Raw genomic sequence first — 20114 nt, 5'->3', positions numbered from 1 at the left:
TTGACACTCTCAGGCCTGAAGACACTGAGATTCTTGAATAGCCCAAAATCTGAGCCTCAAAGGTGTAGTCAAAGCACCTCTACTGATTCCACTTAGGTCAAGCCCAAGTGTTACCGCTACCTTTCGTAAAATATTGGCCGCTCCATTACAGTCTGCGCTAATCACAGAACCATCAGCCGCTCGGAACAGTCCCCTTTTAATACGCTTACCTGAAGACTTCCATTCATCGGGTTTTTCACCGTACACAGGAATCTCATCGGCATCTAAAAAGCTGGATTGAGACGTATAACTTTCTTCTGTTTCAACAAACCGAAGATCATACAACAAGCATAGTTGCTTGATTCGTTCTTTTAGTCTCCCAGTTGGAATTTGAACAAAATTTTGGTTAGTTTTGTCGCCTAGATTAACCTTCTGCTTTTGACCTTGATTCCATCCAAAAACAATGGTTCCAATTTGGTTCTCAATGCAGTGATTAATTACAAGCCTCGCAGCTTTATTGATTGCATCTCGCATTTGGCGATTTCGTTTTTCAGTCAATGAAGCTAAACGATTAGACCAAAACCCATGTGGTTTGTCGGTCATTAACCTAGCGACTTGCTTGTTGTACCATTGGTTAATGGATTTTATCTGTCTGCCGTCAATAATGAATTTAGTGCCGACAGTGCTTACTCCTGTTAACCAGTTATTTATTCCGTGATCTAACCCCAATACCCTCGATAGAGCAAATCCGTTTTTAATCGGCTCAACTGCATAAACAAATTCAGCATAAAAACAATTGTTTCTGGGCAAGATACGCAATTCCTTGATTTTATCAAAGTCAAGGTTAGACGGCATCGGAATAAAAAACTCCTTTAACCCAAACCATGCTTTTGTCTGCAAGCCTAGCGGCAATCTTACTTGTCCGTTGACTAATTTCAAACATCGCTTAGGGAAAGATACAACTTGATAGCCAGTCCTCCGATAATTGGGCATTCGAGGCTTCTGTTCTAACTCACCTTTATTGAATTGTGAGAGTAACCTGGCAAAAGAGCTAATTGATTCTCCGACCGATAAACAGGTTTGAACAGCAGCCTCAGAGGAAAGGGCTGAGAAATGCCTATTCTTTCCCATCTCGTTGACAAGCTCAAATCCAGAGACAAAACGACGACTTTTGAACCAGACCTGGCGAGCATAATAAACCGCGCAGTTATGCAGCTTATTAGACTCCGAGCAGACATATTCCAGGATTACCTTCGTATCCTTGCTGGGGCTTAACAGGATTTGCTGGACTCCCATCATTTTCCTAGGTTTTGCCACTTGCTCGACCTGCTTGTTTGACTATTCAAGCCTAGCGAATTACAGTAGATGTGTCAAGGGTAATCTACAAAGCATTTATGTTACTACTACCAGAATATAAAACCCACAACCACGTTAAGTTCTTGCTTAATTACCACTTTGTCTTTATCCCAAAGCGGAGAAAGCAAGTTTTAGTGGGAGAGGTGGCAACTAGGACTAGACAGATATTTATGGAACTAGCCCTCGAAAAAGGGTGGGATATACTGGCATTAGAAGTTGCGCCAGATCATGTTCATCTTTTCGTTGCCGTGAAACCCTCTGATGCTCCCCATCTCGTTGTGAAGGCTTTTAAGGGGCGATCAAGTCATCATCTCAGAAAGGAATTTCCTCATTTATTGAGATTACCTAGTCTGTGGACAAGTAGCTATTTTGTTAGCACTGCGGGTAACATCAGTAGTGAAACGGTCAAAAAATATATTGAAGACCCTCATCATGCAGCCAATTAGAAGAACACGGGGAATAAATTCCCGATCTGCGTTTTTCCTCTCAGGTCTAAAGACACTGAGTTTCCAAACTCCCATCCTTTTCTTATGAGTTAATAAAACTCTAACCAATGGGAATAGGTCAAATCTCGGATTTCTTTCTTCATTTTACTCCATTTTACATTTTACTCAGTACATTACAACGCTTTGCCAAAATCTCTTGTATTTCCTCTCTGGTCTCAAAACCCTTATTCACTACCAAGGCGATCGCTGCTGAGAGGGCAGGGCGGGAGTGCTTTTATTGGGGCCTTTCGGCGCAGTATCTTGTTTCAGTAAAAAACCACTATAGGCATTTAAGCCATGTTCACTAATATCTAGTCCTTTAATTTCCGATTCAATGGAAACCCGTAAGCCGATAGTCATTTGCAGAAGAGTCCAGGCAAACCAACTCAGTAAAACGGTAATGAAACTAACGGACGTGATGCCCAACACTTGAATTAATAATTGTTTAAGGGCCGGAAGCCCGCCGCCAAGCAGTAAACCTTTTACTGGCCCTGCTTCATACAAAATAAAATTGTCATTAAGCTGTGTTTTTGGGCCGATCGCAAAGAGAGCAACAGCCAAGGTTCCCCAAATCCCACAGACCAAATGAACAGAGATCACCCCCACCGGATCATCAATCTGTAGCCGATCAAAGAAATCCACCGCTAAAACCACTAATAATCCAGCGATCGCACCAATTAGGGCCGCCCAACCCAAGTTTACAAAGCGACAAATCGCCGTAATACTGACGAGTCCCCCTAAAATGCCATTGAGCATTACAGAAAGATCAGGTTTCCCAAAATAAAACCAGGCCACCAAAATCGCAGTAATGCCTCCCGTTGCTGCCGCCAAATTCGTCACCAGTAAAATATGGGTAATGACCAAGGGACTAGCCGAAAGGGTCGCTCCTCCATTAAAACCGAACCAGCCTAACCAGATCATCAAACAGCCCAACGTTGCCAAGGGTAAATTATGACCAGGCAAAGCAAAGGATTCGCCTCCTTTATATTTGCCTAGACGCGGCCCTAATAGCACTGCTCCGACAAAGGCAGCCCAACCTCCCACCGAATGCACAACCGTTGCCCCAGCAAAATCCCAAAAACCTAATTGAGCTAACCAACCGTCTCCCCAAATCCAGTGACCGGCGATCGGGTAAATAAATCCCACTAATAAAACGCTAAAGCAAAGAAACGCTAAAAATTGAATCCTTTCCGCTACCGCCCCTGCCACAATACTGAGAGGAATCCCTGCTAACATTAACTGAAAGAAAAATTTGGCTTGTAGAGGAATATTTGCCCAGCTAAGAGCATGAAAAACCCCCTCATAATCAGAGCCAGAATTGGGACTGGTATCTGAACCCCCCAGGAAAAAACCATTAATTCCAAACAGAGAGGTACCATCTCCAAACATCAAGCCAAAGCCGATCGCCCAAAAAACGATCGTGGTGATAGCAAAAGCCAATAAATTCTCAGCGAGTAGGTTGACGACATTTTTCTGGCGGCAAAATCCTGCCGCAAGGAGTGCAAAACCTGCCATCATAATAAAAACTAGACAACCGGCAAAGATGACCCAAGTGGTGTTCAATGACACTTGTAAGGTTTGTTGAACTTGGATGACGTTAAAAGATGACAAGGATTGTCCTAAGGCTCGGCCCACCCAGGCGAAAGTAAATAACATTGCCAGTCCCAGACAGAGGTGCCAATGGGAAGCCAAAGATTGACGGGAACGTTGTGGATGTCGTTTTTGTCGTTTCATCAGTACCGGACTTTTCGAGATACCCTATAAAGAATAAATTAACCAAACTATCTAATTACAGTTCCCAGATGAAATTCTTATCACCTATTAAACCTCCTATATTTAACCTGCTCAGTTTAGGGGAGCGGGGTGTCGGAAAAACAGTTTTCCTCGTCGGGAGCTATGCTGAATTGAACAGCGTGTCGGATATTGATCCGTCCCTTTCACCCAACTTGACTCCTTCTTTGTGGTTTGAGTGCCAATATAACCCGGAAAAGGAACTATTAGAGAGTATTTTGAACTATGTGGGTCAAACTGGGCATTATCCACCACCGACTTTAAAAATTACCGATTTCCACTTTGCCTTTAAACAACGACAACGCTGGGGGCTGAAAACGTTGTGTTATTTTCGCTGGTGGGATATTCCGGGAGAATATTGCAACTTTGAGAATCCCTATTATCAAACGATGGTGTTGAATTCCCATAGTTGTTGTGTTTTCATTAATGCGGAGCGATTAGTTCATGATCCGACCTATCTCGATAGTCTGGAAACCCTGACTAAACAGGTTATTTCTTTGGCCAGACTGGTGGATCAAAATTCCCTAGCCTATACTTTTGCCCTGATTTTTACCCAGTGCGATCGCCTAGCGGCCGGAGCCATGGCCCAACTCCAAATTGAAGAAAAGGTACAAAGTCTGATCCACGCCCTTGACGCAGCCACGGCCAAGTACCAACGTTTTTACTCTGGCATTCCTATTGTCGAAAAAGAGGGTTTTTATAAACTCCAATCCAATGGGGTCTCCTCTGCCTTTCTTTGGCTAGTGGCAGAATTGTATAAAAAACATACTTTTACGGGGGTAAAAACCCTAGAATCAAGCTTAAAATCCGATCCCAACCCAGATAAAGCTTTACCCCGCTTTTCGCCACGCTTGCTGATGATGTTGGGAGGGTTTGCCCTCGTGATTTTGAGCATGGGAGCCGCTTCCTTCTTTTTCTTTAATCGTCCACCCAGCGATAATGCCATTACTCACAATGGCAGTGAAGCACCGGACATCAAGAAATACCAAACACTGATCGAACAAAATCCTAATAATATGGATGCACTAGTCGCCCTAGCCAATATTTATTTAGAAAAGGGGCAACTAGAACAGGCAATCCCCATCATTAAAAAAGTCATTACGATTCAACCCAATAATCTGGAATGGCAATTTAATCTGGCCAAGCTTTACGAACTCGCGGAACAAACTGATCAAGCGGAACAGATTTATGATCAAATGTTAGCCAAGGACAACAAACAGTTTAAGGCTTTGGTGGGTAAAGCGATGTTACGGCAAGCGAAGGGGGATACTCAAGCGGCAAATAATTTATTTAAAATGGCGGAGGATGTCGCGCCTTCCCCTGAACTGAAGAAAAAAATTGCAGATTTGTCGCGTCGAGTGGCTAAACCTAGCCCCTAATTTAGCTTGTCAGCACACCTAATCATTGAATAACGAAGTATAATGGGGTCAAATAGGGTAAATCAAATGAAGTACCTAACCCCAACCCAAGTTTATCAAAAGTATGGTTATCACCCAAGAACAACATCTGACTGGGCAGATCAAGGGAAAATCCCTTGTATTCGTTCTCCTGGTGGGCATCGCAGATACCCTGAATCGGCATTCGAGGAGTCGCTCTCTATCGAGAAAGAACGGGTCTTGTATGCTCGCGTAAGTACGAGAACACAAGTCAATGATCTTGAAACTCAGATTGACTTTTTGGGGAATGCCCACCCAGAAGGGTTGTCAAGGACGTTGCCAGTGGAATGAACTGGAAAAGAAAAGGTTTCCTGAAATTAATGACTCAAGTATCAAAAGGAGAAATAGGTGAGATTGTTGTTGGTCATAAAGACCGACTTTGCCCAGCAATTCTCAGTTTTAGACACAGCAAGGCTTTTAGGGATTTAAAGAACATTTCAAAGGGGGTTTTGGGGGCAATTCTACACGTACTACTGTGCCTAAAAGCCGGAAGACTCGTAAAATGAACTTGTTAATCCCGTTGAACTTTACCCCATATTACGCGAACTAAAACCTGAAACCCTTGTTACAGCGCAAATTTAGAATTGCTGGACTTTGCCGATTCGGATTTGATTTTGTGGAATGGTTCTGCCATCTTCACGATTGCAAAATCACGGTAATCAACAACAATAAACTATCTCCTCAAGAAGAATTGATGCACGATTTTATGAGCATAATGCACTGTTTTAGTTCCAAACTTTACTGTTTTAGTTCCAAACTTTACTTTCTTAGTGCTTACCAGAAAAAAATTGAGGATGAACAAAATATATCTACAATAAATCCAACGACCAAGCAATGTGAATCGTTATAATCAAAAAGGAGGTTCACTAAATGAAACGCAAGGCAAAAGGTCAACTGACGGTAACTAGAATTGCCATTCTAGGAACTCAAAAACTGAATAAGTGGAAGTCGGAAGAACTGGATACCATCGCGCTTCGATTGGGTCAACTTCGTTGTGACTTGTGGAATGAATTTGGCTCATTAAAAGCTTGGGGAATCTCTAAATTTGAGATTGACAAGCAACTACGTCCCTTTCGTGAGAAATATGAGCTACCAGCCAAACTATGGGATTCAACTCTTTATGATGTCATAGATGATATTCACCTTGTACAAGCTTCCTGTATTGAAAAGGTAATGAAAGCTCTGAGGCAATCTTATCAAACGTTTCACTCCCAAAAAGGAGTATTACAGTTAACCCTAGAAAGTCGTGATTGGCTTAACCACCCTAAGTTATGCTCTCTTGTTCGTAAATATTGGCATCGTGGACATACAAGGGTTAACAATCAAATTATTCTCAGAGCGTTTGATACACAAATTGACAAAAATGGAGTGGTTTGGCTTCGTTTTGGTGGCTTAAAAAAAGGGAAAAATATAAAAGTTCCGACTACATTACCTCACGAAGTTACCTGTCAGTTACGCTTGATTAAACGGGCTGATAGATGGGAAATTCATTACACAACTAATATTCAAAAGTCCGAACTTAAAACAGAAGGTTTAACCATCGGTTGCGATAGGGGTTATACGGAAGTTTATGCCACTTCTTCTAACGATGGTGCTAGACTTTTAGGTAATAATTTTGGTTTCTTGCAAACGAAAGAAACCGATTATCGTACAGCCAAAAAAGTTAAGCGCAACAAATTAAAATCTGTTGCCGATAAAGCAATCCAAAAAGGGGATACCGCCAAAGCGGATAGGATTAATCGTAACAACTTGGGTAAACAGAAATGGGATAAACGAGAGTCCCGTTTCAAGGGACAAATTAAAACCCTTGTTTTTACCGCTACCCATCAACTCATGCAAAATGCGATTAAGGTAGCCTTTGAAGATTTAACAGAGCAAATTCGCAACAAAAAACCAAGAACAAAACGGATGAAAAGAAACGTTTCTTCTTGGTGTAAAGGCGTGGTCGCCGATGCTCTTAATCAGGTTTCAACTCGCGTAGGTTGCGCGATTGTTGCTGTTAACAGTGCCTATACGTCACAACTCGATTCTCGGTTCGGGACTCTTACAGGGACTCGTTCAGGGGAGCGGTTTATCGGACATGATGGGGTCGTATTACACTCTGATATCAACGCTGCTGACAACATTCTAGCAAGACTGGGAGACGTTGAAATCCCCCGTTTTCTTGGCTATAAAAAGGCAAAGGAAATATTGCTAGAACGGACTCGGAAGTTTCTGGATAGCTTGACTCCTATACAGGGTCAATTATTCGAGGCGAAAACGGACAAAGGCAAGTCCCAGACCCTAGAACCAAGGAAGCGCAAGCCTCTATCGGTCAATCAGGGAGCGAATATAAAGCAGCTAACTCTATTTAACTTCGGTTAACTCCGTTTTCTGTGTGCCTCAACGAGTGAGAAAAGATCGTATTCAAGTAAGGCGATCGCCCCTAACGCCTTTATCCATTGGTCGAGTTGACATTCTCACCGTGCTGAAGCGACGGTAAAAGAGGGATCACCGGCGACATAGTTCATTCTTGCGTTAACCTCCATTCTGGATTACCATGACAGGCGTTATTAATTCTAAGCTTGAGGTGGTCATGGGCCGTAAATACGATGTTTATGGGGTAGGCAATGCCCTCGTCGATATGGAATTTGAAGTCAGTCCTGAACAATTACAACGTTTAGGCATTGATAAAGGGGTAATGACCCTAGTGGATGAAACCAGGGAAAATGAACTGATTGCTGAATTAAAAAGCTATCTTTGCAAACAAAGTGGTGGGGGTTCGGCAGCAAATACGATGGTTGCCCTGAGTCAGTTAGGGGGTAAGGGTTTTTATTCCTGTAAGGTCGCCAATGATGAGGCGGGAACCTTCTATCTTGAAGATTTACGAGCTTGCGGTCTAGATACCAACTTACATAATGGAGAACGGGAAAATGGCATTACAGGCAAATGCCTAGTATTGATTACCCCCGATGCCGATCGCACCATGAACACCTTTTTAGGCATTACGGGCGGATTTTCTGAAAAAGAATTGGTTCCCGAAGCGATTCAAGATTCTGAATATTTGTATATGGAAGGTTATCTAGTCACTTCTCCAACGGGTAAAGCCGCCGTCATTAAAGCTAGAGAAATTGCTGAGGCCAATGGGGTTAAAACCAGTTTTTCCCTCTCCGATCCCAACATGACCAACTATTTTAAAGACGGTTTATTGGAGATGATCGGTAACGGTGTGGATTTTCTCTTTGCCAATGAAGCAGAAGCTGGCACGATGGCAGGCAGTGAGGATTTTAAAACAACTTTGGACTATTGTCAGACTTTAGCTAAAGGTTTTGCGATTACCAGAGGAGCAAAGGGATCGGTGGTTTTTGATGGCGAAAAGTTACTTGAAATTCCGACAACGCCTGTCCATGCTATTGATACTGTTGGGGCTGGAGATATGTATGCCGGAGCATTTCTTTATGCTTTAACGCACGGTCTAGGTTACAAAAAAGCGGGTAAATTAGCCTCGATTACTGCCGCTAAAATTGTCACCTGTTACGGCCCTCGTTTAGAGACGGCTGAGTTGCAAGCATTATTAGGTCAAATCTAATTTCTAGATAGTAATTTTTAAGAGATCAGGGGGTTAAACCCCTGGTTGAAATTACTAGATGCGATCGCCCTGGCTCTCCTTTCTATCTTCCTCTAGCTGTTTTTGTAATTGAGCATAATTGACCTTACCTGAAGGCGATCGGGGAATTTCAGGTCTGGTAAACCAAGCTTTTGGACACTTATAGGGACTTAACTTTGTTTTTAGGATTGTCTCCAGAGAACTTCCAGAACATTCAGTCAAATGAGGGACATAAACTGCCACAACTATCTCTCCCCAATAGCGATCGGGTAATCCCAAAACCACCACATCTTTGACTTGCTTGCTTGCTAAAATAGCCGCTTCTACTTCCGCCGGAAAAACCTTTTCTCCTCCCGTAATAATTCTCTGGTTTTGACGACCCATAATCCATAAATAGCCCTCTTCATTAACATAACCCAAATCCCCAGAAGAAAAGGATGGGGGACAATGGAGTTTAGGATAATAACCGAGAAAAAGTGATGAAGATTGAATGTTGATTTTTCCTACCTGATGACAATCTAAAACTAAGCCTTGCTCATCCATAATGCTAACCTTGACATGGGGCAATATTTGACCCACCCCAGAGCAACCTTGCTTAAAATCAATAGCTTTTAAGGTGGCAATTTGAGCCGCCGTTTCTGACATCCCGTAGGTAGGGGCTAGGTTAATATTGGCTTGTCTTGCCTGTTCAAGTAGTGTGGGCCAGGCGGGCGCACCTCCTAGAAAAATCGTTTTAAATGGGGCTAACCATTGAGGAAAATGATCGAGGAGAAATTGTAGTTGAGTGGGAACTAATGATAGAAAAAAATTTGTATAGTCTTCTGGGGGTGGCGTTAGTTTGAGTTGAGCATAAGAATAAAACTGGAAATTACCTTGAGTCATGAAAGACCGCAGGAATTGCATTAAACCACTCACATGATAAAGCGGTAGAACACAGAAAGAATTGATCTTTTTCACATCAAAATATTGCTGAAAACCTTGAACTGAAGCTGTTAAAGTTCGCCAATTATGGGCAACAAATTTAATTTGTCCTGATGTTCCTCCTGTCGGGATAAAAATGTAAGAATTAGACCAAGGAGAAGAATGAGATTTGGTTAATTCTGAAAAAACTTGAGGGACTTGACCCCAAATCAGATCGGGATGAATCAGAGTCGAGACCTGTTGCCATTCCTGCTGTTGCCAATGAGGATTACCTAAAAAAACAGAGCCTTGATTGAGTAATATAGCTAGAAATGCGGCTAAAAACTGTTCTGGTTTCTCTTCTACGAGTAAAACCTGGGGCTTTAAATATGGAGAACATTGATTTTCATAGAAAATAATTTGTTCATAAAAAGTGGAAGATTCTTGACCAATAAATTTTCCCTGCTCAAGCCAGGTTTGTAACTCTTTTCTTAAGTTATCCATTTTTGATTTCAGTCTTATTCTTGAAACCAATGATTTACACCAAACCCCAAGGCTCTGTTGGGATTCCCCCATTTAACTGCCAATTCTAAGACATTTTGACGACCGATCGCCGTTTCAAAGACCGAGGAAAACAGAGCATCAATGGGATGGGTTTGTAACCATTGGGCTAAACGACGGGGCGATCCCATAATGGCCGCTTTTAGAACATAAACGCCTCGCCAACCTTGCTGATAACAACTTTGGAGTTGGGTCAAATTGGCAACCGATTCATCTAAAGCGATCGCGGTTTTAAACTGCTGAGATAACGCTAATAGGGTTGAAAAATCTTCAGGGGGTAACGGCTGTTCAATCAATTCTATTTTATGCTCTAATTCGTTCTCTAATTCGGCAAACTCTAACCACCGTTTGGTCGTTTCTAAGTTCAGTCCCCCATTGGCATCTAGTCTCAGTTTTCCCTGAGTAGGCAAGTAAGACATTAATTCCTTTATCAGCGATCGCTCCTGCTCGAAGCTTTGAACCCCAATTTTCTGCTTAAAAGTATTATGTTGTTGAGCAACTTTGGTCTGAATTGACTGTAAGGCAGCTAATCCTGTCGGTAATAGATAACTATAATTCCAGGGATGATTAACGAGATAAATTTGATAGTTTGAACTGAGATTATAATCTAAATTCGTGATCGGAGAATTATTAGCAACTTTCTCTAGATTTACCAAGGCTGACTCAAAAGCAAATTGACAGCAAGGTAAATTATTAGGAATTTGGTCAATTATTTGGGGATTAAACTTAGTATCTAGTTGCGAACAAAACTGAGTGGCTTGTTCAATGGTTTCAGAGCCAAACCAAGAAAGGGGGGCAATTTCTCCCTTACCAATGTTACCTTGTTGATCCCTGAGTTGAATAATAATCCCCCGCCGCTCAGACCATAAACCGTGACAGGTTTGCAATGGCGTAACAAAGGGTTTGCAATAGAAAAAATAATCATAACAATAATCCATTACTCAATTATTCAGTTATTCAATATTTGCCTAAGATTTGGTGGAAAATAAATTATTGGCCAAACTTAACCAATATAAGGGTAAGAAACCAATTTGACCTTTTCGACAATAGCCCTCTTGCATAAATATTATATGTTACAATAAAGGGTTAACTAAAATACGTTTTATACAAACAGTGGCATAAATTTACCGTATAAAAACAGAAAATGCTATCGTGAAAGTGGAAACTAAAATCACTCATCGTAATTTAATTATGGAATATAGCAAGGCAAGAAAACTATCAGCAAATCGATTCAAGAGACTGACAGGGGTTCAAAAACCGACATTTAAGCGAATGGTAGAGTTGGTCAAAAATGAGGAGAAAAAAAAAGAAGGTTGGTTGTCCGTGTAAATTGAGAATAGAAGATCAAGTTTTAATGGCCCTTCAATATTTAAGAGAATATAGAACACAGTACCATATTAAAACAGACTGGGGAGTATCAGAATCAACGGTGTGTCGTACAACTCAGAAAATCGAAAATAGCTTAATTCGCTCAGGAGTATTCAGTCTACCTGGAAAGAAAGAGTTACGTCAAAAAGGGACAGAAGAAAAAGTAGTGGCAATGGATGTAACAGAGAGTCCGATAGAAAAACCAAAAGAAAATCAGAAAAATTATTATAGTGGGAAGCAAAAAGAACATACATTAAAGACGCAAATAATTGTTGACCTAAAAAGCCAGAAAATCATCTGTCTAGCGAGTGGTAAAGGGGTAGTGATTCGATAGTAGTGGTGGCGGCTTAAGCCTTTGCTAATTGGGCATTGTAGTCGTGTATAAAGTACCAAATTGCCCCAATATGATTTTCCACATTTTTGGAAAAAGAGAGGCTTTTTCGCACCAGTCGAGAGATTCTTTGTCGAAAGGTATTGTTTAATCTTTCAACATGATTAGTTTGTCCCGTCTCTTTACCGACTGCTCGATGACGTTTACTGGGAATAACTTTCTCATAAGATACCCAAAAATCCGTGTAAGCAACGGCACATTGTCGGTAAACAGCAGGCAAACTTGCCCAAAGTTTTTTGGCTGATGCACGGCTTCTGTCCTCAATATAACAACCAACAATTTCTCTTGTTGTTCTGTCTATAGCTAACCAGACATAAAACTTATTTTCTTTGGAGAAAACAAATGACCAAAGCTCATCACATTCGATAGTTAATTTTCCTCGCGCTTTTTCTGAAACGCTTATCTGACGAGGTACCGCAGCAAATTTATCATTAACATAATTCTGTAACCATGACCAACTTACTCCTGTGACTCTCAGGGCGAACGCATCTAAAAATGATACAGATACAAGAACATTATAGAGGGATGGATAAGGGAAAATAAGGGAAAGTGCATAGAAAACAAAAGCGATGAAACTCCGACCCAAATATAGACTGGTAGAACACTTTGCCGAAATAGATGACCCTCGCATCGAACGAACAAAACGGCATAAACTCATTGATATTCTAACGATTGCCATCTTAGCCGTCATTTGTGGAGCAGAAGGTTGGGTAGCCATGGAAAGTTTCGGCAAGGCTAAACATCAATGGCTAAAAAAAATTTTGGAATTGCCGAATGGCATCCCCTCCGACGATACGTTTGCGCGTGTATTTGCTAGTCTGAATCCAGAGCAATTTCAAGACTGTTTTCTGCATTGGGTCAAAAGTATAGCGGAGGTAAGTGAAGGAGAAGTGATAGCGATTGACGGCAAAACCCTTCGCCACTCCTATGACAATGCCAACGGAAAGGGCGCAATTCAGATGGTAAGTGCATGGGCAACAGCAAATCGTCTAGTACTAGGACAGTGCAAGGTGGAAAGCAAATCGAATGAAATCACGGCGATTCCTAAACTCCTGAAAATGCTAGAGGTCAAAGGTTGTATCGTAACGATTGATGCCATGGGAACTCAGACAAAGATTGCCCAACAGATAGTAGGGCGAGGGGGAGATTATGTTTTGGCATTGAAAGGCAATCAAGGTAATTTATGTGAGGATGTTGAACAATTATTTGCTCATGCTCAATCGGTTAATTTTGTGGGAATTAAGCATGATTTTCATCAAACAATAGACAAGGGACATGGACGGATTGAAATTCGCCGTTGCTGGACGATGGAACAAACAGAATTTTTGCTGGGTGGGGAGAAATGGGCAAAGTTGACGAGCATCTGTATGATTAAAGCGGAGAGACGATTGAAAGACAAAACAGAGTATGAGACTCGCTACTATATCAGTAGCCTGCCGAGTAATGCTCAAAAATTATCCCAATCTGTTCGTAGTCATTGGTTGATAGAAAACTCTTTACATTGGGTTCTAGACTTGGCCTTCAACGAGGATGCTTGTCGCATTCGTAAGGATTTTGCTCCTGAGAATTTAGCCGTCTTACGCCATATCGCTCTTAACTTGCTCACAAAGGAAAATACTCTGAAACTTGGTATCAAGAATAAACGGCTACGCGCTGGTTGGGACGAGGACTATCTCCTTAAGGTTTTACTCGGATAAGATGCGTTTGCCCTGATTTATGTGAGGATGTTGAACAATTATTTGCTCATGCTCAATCGGTTAATTTTGTGGGAATTAAGCATGATTTTCATCAAACAATAGACAAGGGACATGGACGGATTGAAATTCGCCGTTGCTGGACGATGGAACAAACAGAATTTTTGCTGGGTGGGGAGAAATGGGCAAAGTTGACGAGCATCTGTATGATTAAAGCGGAGAGACGATTGAAAGACAAAACAGAGTATGAGACTCGCTACTATATCAGTAGCCTGCCGAGTAATGCTCAAAAATTATCCCAATCTGTTCGTAGTCATTGGTTGATAGAAAACTCTTTACATTGGGTTCTAGACTTGGCCTTCAACGAGGATGCTTGTCGCATTCGTAAGGATTTTGCTCCTGAGAATTTAGCCGTCTTACGCCATATCGCTCTTAACTTGCTCACAAAGGAAAATACTCTGAAACTTGGTATCAAGAATAAACGGCTACGCGCTGGTTGGGACGAGGACTATCTCCTTAAGGTTTTACTCGGATAAGATGCGTTTGCCCTGTCTTTTGGGCGGCTTTGCCTATCGTTTTTGGCTTAAGGCTCTTCCTACTTTAGGGCTTGCTGAAAAAAGCTGAAACCTTTACGGAGAAAAATAGTAGGCGAATTAAGAACCGCTAGAATGCACGAAAATAGGGTAGAATGCCTCAAAACCATTGCATTAAGAAGAGAGAAAGCAGATGTACCGAAAGCAACAGTACTCAATTGAAACACCAGAAAACTTGAAAAATCTGTTCGGCGGGCAGTTAGACGAAGAAAATCGTTGGATAGAAATGTCAAAAATGATTCCCTGGGAAGAATATGAGGAAGAATATGCAAAAAACTTCACAGAAAAAAAAGGAGCCCCAGCCAAATCATTTAGAATGGCATTAGGAGCATTAATTAGGGCTTGCTGAAAAAAGCTGAAACCTTTACGGAGAAAAATAGTAGGCGAATTAAGAACCGCTAGAATGCACGAAAATAGGGTAGAATGCCTCAAAACCATTGCATTAAGAAGAGAGAAAGCAGATGTACCGAAAGCAACAGTACTCAATTGAAACACCAGAAAACTTGAAAAATCTGTTCGGCGGGCAGTTAGACGAAGAAAATCGTTGGATAGAAATGTCAAAAATGATTCCCTGGGAAGAATATGAGGAAGAATATGCAAAAAACTTCACAGAAAAAAAAGGAGCCCCAGCCAAATCATTTAGAATGGCATTAGGAGCATTAATTATCAAAGAAATTTCAGGAAAAAGTGACAGAGAAACAGTAGAACAAATAAAAGAGAACCCTTATTTACAGTACTTTATAGGAATGGAAAGCTATAGTAGCAAAGAAGCATTTAATGCGTCAATGATGGTTCATTTTCGTAAAAAAATAGGAATGGAATTAATAAATAAAATTAATAAAGAAATAGAAAAAAAAGCGACGGGTGTAGCGTCAGAAAAAAAAGAAAATGAAGGAAAGTTATTGTTAGATGCGACTTGTACACCAGCAGATATAAAATATCCAACGGATATAGGAATATTGAATGATGCCAGAGAAAAAACAGAAAAAATAATAGATAAGCTGTATGAAGAAATAAAAGAGAAAAGGAAAGAAAAGCCGAGGACTTATAGGGAAGTGGCAAGAAAAGAGTACTTAGCCATAGCAAAAAAACGTCGTGTGTCAAAAAAAGAAAGAAGAAAAGGAACAAAAAAACAACTAGGATATATAAAAAGAAACTTGTCTGATATAGAAAAAATGATAGAAGAGGGAGCAAAGTTAGAAAAACTAACGAAAAAAGAGCAAGAAGAGCTTGTAACGATAGGAAAAGTGTATGAGCAACAGTTAGAAATGTATGAAAAAAAGACAAATAAAGTAGAAAACAGAATTGTGAGTGTAAGCCAACCTCACGTGCGTCCAATAGTGCGTGGAAAAGCGGGAAAAGCAGTAGAGTTTGGAGCTAAAATATCGGCAAGTAATGTGAATGGCTTTGTCTTCTTAGACAAATTAAGTTGGGATAATTACAACGAATCGGGAGATTTACAAGCGCGAATAGAAGAATATAAAAGGGAAACAGGATGTTATCCGGAATCGGTTCATGTGGATAAAATCTATCGAACAAAAGCGAATCGAGCTTATTGTAAAGAAAGGGATATAAGAATGAGTGGTCCCCGATTGGGAAGACCGCCGAAAGAGGTGAGCAAAGAAAAAAAGAAAGAGGCACGCTCAGATGAAAGAGTGCGTAATGCCATTGAGGGTAAATTCGGACAGGGAAAGAGGAAATTTAGTCTTGGTCGAGTGATGGCCAAACTACCTGAGACCTCGGAAACGGTAATTGCGATGAACTTTTTGGTAATGAATCTTTCTACTCTACTTCAGAAGACAAAAAGTAAAAAGTTGTAGAGTCGTTTTTCTTGTGAAAAATGGTGTTAATTTTCCTCTCTTTTGTGAGGAGTGATTTGTGTTGACCTTTTTAGACAGAAAGGAACAATAGATTAAACAAAATCTGTATTTTGATTTGTTTCCATAAGGATAAGTTATCTATGCTTTTTCAGTCCATACTTCCCTAACCCACATTTCTTTCGTTTTTTGACTTTTTCAGCAAGCCCTACTTTACCGACCTGGCCTAGCAATCTTATCCTCCCTGACTATCCCCAAACTGTTCAGACTCAGATTTTAAACAAAGTAGAAGCCTTTGAGCGTTTTGTTAATCTTCATGTCATTGTTCTCGGCTTACTTCAAATTCTTTCCTTAGAGTTACCCCAGGGGATCTGGGCTAATTTCCCTCGCTGGTTTCGGACTCTACCCTCCCATGGCTATCCTAGTGAACGCATTGCTCAACTAGCCATCCAACATCAAGCCCCAATGAGGTAGTGTTCTGAATCTGTGGAAGCACATCTAAATAAGACATCCAAATTCAAAGCGATTGATAAATAATCCAAGGACAATATCGTGCATCACAATAGATTTGGAGAAACAAATCGTTTTTCTCGCTAATCTCTTTATTCGAGTTCTCAATGTCAAGTGCTTTCGTTCGATTTTTTGAGTATTATACTTACCCACCTCATGCAATGCTGGCTCAATATGTCGTTCGTAAGCCCCCCATCCATCTGTATAATATTGAGTAATACCAAAAGGTTCTAACAACTCTTTTAGCCTTAGAAATGCTTCGTCTTTGTGACCAGACAAAACATAAGCTAATATCTCACCTGTCTTATGATCAATAGCGTGCCATAACCATCTTTACTCTTTTTTGCTCTTCACAAAACCCCACATTTCGTCGAGTTCTGCTTCCACGTCATTCCATTGGCAGAGCGTTACAATACTCTGACTGGGTTCCAGTTCTGCTAGTTTTTTTTCGTTGACGAATACTAAACTAGACTCTTTTTTTTTAGTTCACTAATCACTGTTGATGGACTAATCCTCAGCACACGGGCTGTATCCCTTATGCCACTACCATTCATTGCCATTTCGGCAATCTTTTCCTTTACTTCTGGCAAATAACCTTTATAAGTATAGTTTAAGATAAATGTGCAACGCTTACATTCTGTATTACGACATCTGTAATGCTCTTTCCCCTCCCCAGAGGGGCCGTGTTTCACAATATCCGTACTTTGACAACTTGGGCAAACAATTGCTTTGAATAGCATGGCACACCAATTTTAAGATTTACATTTATTTATTATTACTCTTTTCCACAGGTTTAGAACACGACCCCCCAATGATTTTTCCTCAAAGTCCACCTAGTCTGCTTTTGCCTAAATTCCTTGCCGCTAAACTTGACCCTTTTCCAAGTCCTGATAGACTTACTTTGGCCGCATAGTCATTACCTTATCTGCCATCCATAAACTTCCCACTGTCCAGTTTAGTAGAAATTATCGATGAGGAAGTGGGAACTCATCCTCAAGAAAAGCTCGGTGTAGGTACAATAGTAAAAGCAATGATATTAAACTGCTTAGGATGTATTAATGCTCCGTTATATTTGTTGAGTGAATTTTTTAAAGGAAAAGCATTAGAACACCTATTAGGAGAAGGAATAAAAGCAGAAGATTTAAATGATGACAAGCTAGGAAGGTCATTGGATAAGGTATTTGGAGTGGGGGTAAAAAACCGGTTCACGAAAATAGTCCTAAAAGCGGCAGCAATCTTTGGAATAGAACAAAAGTCAAAGCATTTAGACTCGGGTACATCCCGGATAAAGTAGTACATAGAATCTGGGGTAAAATGGAAAAAAACTGATGAGCGAAAAAAGTATGTTACCGATTCCCCCAGAAGAAAAAGCACTGTTAAAACAGCATCTCACCGAATCAGCCCGTATCCTGCGCAAATATACGGAACCAGAGAAACAGAAGGACTTTGGAAGCATCGAAGTAGAAGTCAGAACCCAGATGTTAGAAATTGTGGGGCCAACAATGGGGGAGTTTTTTTTTCAGAAGGGGGAAAAAAACGGTCTGGAAACAAGCGAAAAATCAAAACCCTAGTCGGAGAAGTGGAAATAAGCCAAAAACAAGCCAGAAAACTAAAGGTGTCGCCAAAAATCGTCTTAAGTCCAGGTTTAGAGAAATGCTGTCTAAGAGCCAGTGCGAAAACATCCTACCAACAAGCAGAAGAAGATATAGAGGAGTTGATGGGGATAAAAGTAGGACATAGCAGTTTACATCGCTTGGTAGAACGGACAGAACTGCCCTTAGCTCGGGTGTGACCTTTAGTTGATGAAGGAAAAGACAAGTGTTAACATGAGATGAAAAGTGACAAAGAGGAAACAATGATGACAGCAAAACTAATTAATGTAGAGGGTTCAAAGATAAAAATAGAACTAACATTAGAACTCAGTCGTTCAATGTTGGATACAGAAATAAATATTCAAAAAGGCTTAAACGAAGTAGGTTGCATCGCCAGCAAAGAAGCCTTGAAATATTTAGATACAGATGGTTCACCCTTAAAAATCGGTGAAGAAATCTGGAAGAGTAAGGGAGAGCAACCGAAAGAATATCAAACACCTTATGGTGAGGTTATAGTGAATCGTCATGTATATCAGCGTTCAGTAGGAGGAAAAACGTATTGCCCCTTAGAAAGAGAAGCAAGGATAATCATAACATCAACGCCATTATTGGCAAAACAGGTATCCTCAAAAATGTCAGGGATGGCAGGCAAAGAGGCGAAAAATGATTTATTAGAAAATCATGGTAGAAAAGTAGCGCTATCCTATATCCAAAGATTGAGTGAAGCAGTAGGAAGTGTGGTACAGGCAAAAGAAGAAGCGTGGAGTTATGCCCCGCCCAAGGAGGATAGCCAAATTGCAACAGTGGGAATAGGATTAGATGGAACCTGTATGCTGATGTGTGAGGATGGCTACCGTGAAGCAATGGTGGGAACCGTTTCCCTATACGATAGTGAAGGCGAACGTCAACCTACAATCTATCTAGGTGCGGCACCAGAGTATGGAAAAAAGAGTTTTCTAGAAAGATTAGAAAGAGAAATTGAGCGAGCGAAAAACCGTTATCCAGAGGCAACATTGGTCGGGATAGCAGACGGGGCAGAATCAAATTGGAAGTTTTTAGAAAAGCAAACGGAAGAACAGATATTAGATTTCTATCATGCCTCTGGTTACTTAGGTGCCTTGGCAGAAGCGTTGCATCCGAATACCGTGTCAAAACAAAAAGAATGGTTGACTGAAAATTGTCGAGAACTCAAGCATGAAAAAGGAAAAGCAGGAGAACTGCTAAATCTGATGAAAGAAGTCAAAGAAGAAAAAAGTCATTCTAAGAATCTTACCGAGAAACTACTAGCGGCGATTACTTATTACGAGAATCATCAGCATCAAATGGATTATGCTGAATACATAGAGAAAAAGTATCCGATTGGTTCAGGTGTTATGGAAGCAGCTTGTAAGACGTTGGTCAAACAACGATTATGTTGTTCAGGGATGCGATGGAAGGAAAAAGGAGCAGGAATTATTTTGAGCCTACGAGCTTTGGTATTGACCAAGGAACGATGGAGTCAATTTTGGGCAAAACTTGATCAATATGGGTTCCCTGTAGAACCCTGATTACAACAGCTTTTATCAACTAAAGGTCGCACCCCTCTGGGCAAAGGACACGGCTCAACTTTTGCGGGAACAACGTTGGGATGTGATTGATTGGGAACATTTAATTGAGGAGGTGGAGGACTTGGGTAAAAGTGAACGCAGTGCGATCGGTTCCCAGATGGAACGAATTATGGTGCATCTCCTCAAGTGGCAATATCAACCCCAACGGCGATCGGATAGTTGGCTGGATTCAATTAATGATGGGCGATCGCAGATTCGTCGTAAGTTAGAGGATAGTCCGAGTTTACGCAGTTATCCCGACCAAGTTTTGGCAAAGGAATATACCAGAGCGCGTCGAGAAGCAGCACGACAAACAGGTTTAGAAATTAGCATTTTTCCAGAGTTTTGTCCCTATGAAATTGAACAGGTTATTAAAGATTGGCTGCCTAACATATAATGTTGATAACACTGACGAAACTTTACCTTAAATAGAATTATCAAATATTCTTAGTTCAACACAGTTAAATAC

General features: G+C 40.9%; 20 protein-coding genes and 3 pseudogenes. 16 read left to right on the top strand and 7 right to left on the bottom strand.

Annotated elements, in window-relative coordinates:
* Nucleotides 1–9: 9 nt before the first annotated feature.
* Nucleotides 10–1296 (bottom strand): RNA-guided endonuclease TnpB family protein, encoded by a 1287-nt coding sequence (locus KA717_20790; protein ID UXE58496.1) that lies wholly within the window; start codon nt 1294–1296, stop codon nt 10–12.
* A 77-nt stretch (nt 1297–1373) separates the two neighbouring features.
* Here KA717_20790 and tnpA point away from each other — a divergent pair, with 77 nt between their 5' ends.
* On the top strand, nt 1374–1781 hold the full coding sequence (gene tnpA / locus KA717_20785) for an IS200/IS605 family transposase (GenBank protein UXE58495.1): 408 nt from the start codon (nt 1374–1376) through the stop codon (nt 1779–1781).
* Between the two features lie 231 nt (nt 1782–2012).
* Here the strand turns inward: tnpA and KA717_20780 are convergent, their stop codons facing one another.
* Nucleotides 2013–3389 carry an ammonium transporter gene (locus tag KA717_20780; GenBank protein ID UXE64739.1) on the bottom strand — a complete coding sequence of 459 codons (1377 nt, stop codon included), beginning with the start codon at nt 3387–3389 and terminating at the stop codon, nt 2013–2015.
* Between the two features lie 140 nt (nt 3390–3529).
* Between KA717_20780 and KA717_20775 the strand changes: the two genes are divergently transcribed.
* From KA717_20775 to KA717_20765, 3 genes are all read left to right on the top strand, one after another.
* Nucleotides 3530–4990, top strand: coding sequence for a tetratricopeptide repeat protein (locus KA717_20775; GenBank protein ID UXE58494.1), 1461 nt, complete (start codon nt 3530–3532; stop codon nt 4988–4990).
* Nucleotides 4991–5917: 927 nt separating this feature from the next.
* Nucleotides 5918–7411, top strand: a complete 1494-nt coding sequence (locus KA717_20770; protein UXE58493.1) for a transposase — start codon at nt 5918–5920, stop codon at nt 7409–7411.
* 211 nt (nt 7412–7622) lie between these two features.
* Nucleotides 7623–8615 carry an adenosine kinase gene (locus KA717_20765; GenBank protein ID UXE64738.1) on the top strand — a complete coding sequence of 331 codons (993 nt, stop codon included), beginning with the start codon at nt 7623–7625 and terminating at the stop codon, nt 8613–8615.
* 54 nt (nt 8616–8669) lie between these two features.
* Here the strand turns inward: KA717_20765 and KA717_20760 are convergent, their stop codons facing one another.
* On the bottom strand, nt 8670–10037 hold the full coding sequence (locus tag KA717_20760; GenBank protein UXE58492.1) for a 2-succinylbenzoate--CoA ligase: 1368 nt from the start codon (nt 10035–10037) through the stop codon (nt 8670–8672).
* A gap of 14 nt (nt 10038–10051) precedes the next feature.
* The gene (locus KA717_20755; protein ID UXE58491.1) at nt 10052–11032 is read right to left on the bottom strand and encodes an o-succinylbenzoate synthase; all 981 of its coding nucleotides are present in this window, start codon (nt 11030–11032) and stop codon (nt 10052–10054) included.
* Nucleotides 11033–11252: 220 nt separating this feature from the next.
* Here KA717_20755 and KA717_20750 point away from each other — a divergent pair, with 220 nt between their 5' ends.
* Together KA717_20750 and KA717_20745 are read left to right on the top strand one after the other, a co-directional pair.
* Nucleotides 11253–11423 carry a hypothetical protein gene (locus tag KA717_20750; GenBank protein ID UXE58490.1) on the top strand — a complete coding sequence of 57 codons (171 nt, stop codon included), beginning with the start codon at nt 11253–11255 and terminating at the stop codon, nt 11421–11423.
* Nucleotides 11424–11448: 25 nt separating this feature from the next.
* Nucleotides 11449–11796: a transposase family protein gene (locus tag KA717_20745; protein UXE58489.1), complete on the top strand. Its 348-nt coding sequence runs from the start codon at nt 11449–11451 to the stop codon at nt 11794–11796.
* 13 nt (nt 11797–11809) lie between these two features.
* On the opposite strand, the pseudogene KA717_20740 reads toward KA717_20745, so the two are convergent.
* Nucleotides 11810–12328, bottom strand: a pseudogene (locus KA717_20740) (IS1 family transposase).
* Between the two features lie 94 nt (nt 12329–12422).
* On the opposite strand from KA717_20740, the gene KA717_20735 reads away from it, so the two are divergent.
* The 5 genes and pseudogenes from KA717_20735 (at nt 12423) to KA717_20715 (ending at nt 16431) form a co-directional block, all read left to right on the top strand.
* A complete protein-coding gene (locus tag KA717_20735; protein ID UXE58488.1) occupies nt 12423–13550 on the top strand; it encodes an ISAs1 family transposase in 1128 nt (375 codons plus the stop codon).
* A gap of 68 nt (nt 13551–13618) precedes the next feature.
* The gene (locus KA717_20730) at nt 13619–14083 is read left to right on the top strand and encodes an ISAs1 family transposase (protein ID UXE58487.1); all 465 of its coding nucleotides are present in this window, start codon (nt 13619–13621) and stop codon (nt 14081–14083) included.
* A gap of 190 nt (nt 14084–14273) precedes the next feature.
* Nucleotides 14274–14477: pseudogene (locus KA717_20725) on the top strand (IS5/IS1182 family transposase).
* Between the two features lie 124 nt (nt 14478–14601).
* Nucleotides 14602–15939, top strand: a pseudogene (locus tag KA717_20720) (IS5 family transposase).
* Nucleotides 15940–16146: 207 nt separating this feature from the next.
* Entirely contained in the window at nt 16147–16431 is a 285-nt protein-coding gene (locus tag KA717_20715) for a hypothetical protein (protein UXE58486.1), read from the top strand.
* Between the two features lie 24 nt (nt 16432–16455).
* On the opposite strand, the gene KA717_20710 is transcribed toward KA717_20715, so the two are convergent.
* Both KA717_20710 and KA717_20705 read right to left on the bottom strand, forming a co-directional pair.
* Nucleotides 16456–16746, bottom strand: coding sequence for an IS1 family transposase (locus tag KA717_20710; GenBank protein ID UXE58485.1), 291 nt, complete (start codon nt 16744–16746; stop codon nt 16456–16458).
* A 182-nt stretch (nt 16747–16928) separates the two neighbouring features.
* On the bottom strand, nt 16929–17057 hold the full coding sequence (locus KA717_20705; protein ID UXE58484.1) for an IS1-like element transposase: 129 nt from the start codon (nt 17055–17057) through the stop codon (nt 16929–16931).
* 389 nt (nt 17058–17446) lie between these two features.
* Here KA717_20705 and KA717_20700 point away from each other — a divergent pair, with 389 nt between their 5' ends.
* The 5 genes from KA717_20700 (at nt 17447) to KA717_20680 (ending at nt 20042) form a co-directional block, all read left to right on the top strand.
* Entirely contained in the window at nt 17447–17761 is a 315-nt protein-coding gene (locus KA717_20700) for a DUF4277 domain-containing protein (protein UXE58483.1), read from the top strand.
* A gap of 34 nt (nt 17762–17795) precedes the next feature.
* Nucleotides 17796–18038: a hypothetical protein gene (locus KA717_20695; protein ID UXE58482.1), complete on the top strand. Its 243-nt coding sequence runs from the start codon at nt 17796–17798 to the stop codon at nt 18036–18038.
* 8 nt (nt 18039–18046) lie between these two features.
* Nucleotides 18047–18259 (top strand): hypothetical protein, encoded by a 213-nt coding sequence (locus KA717_20690; GenBank protein ID UXE58481.1) that lies wholly within the window; start codon nt 18047–18049, stop codon nt 18257–18259.
* A 66-nt stretch (nt 18260–18325) separates the two neighbouring features.
* Nucleotides 18326–19606 carry an ISKra4 family transposase gene (locus tag KA717_20685; protein UXE64737.1) on the top strand — a complete coding sequence of 427 codons (1281 nt, stop codon included), beginning with the start codon at nt 18326–18328 and terminating at the stop codon, nt 19604–19606.
* A 61-nt stretch (nt 19607–19667) separates the two neighbouring features.
* The gene (locus KA717_20680; protein UXE58480.1) at nt 19668–20042 is read left to right on the top strand and encodes a DUF29 domain-containing protein; all 375 of its coding nucleotides are present in this window, start codon (nt 19668–19670) and stop codon (nt 20040–20042) included.
* Nucleotides 20043–20114 lie beyond the last annotated feature (72 nt).

Origin of the sequence: Woronichinia naegeliana WA131 (genome assembly GCA_025370055.1) — a bacterium.
Lineage (GTDB): Bacteria > Cyanobacteriota > Cyanobacteriia > Cyanobacteriales > Microcystaceae > Woronichinia > Woronichinia naegeliana.
The sequence above is the reverse complement of the archived record's forward strand: the minus strand, read 5'-3'. Positions and strand labels throughout refer to the sequence as shown.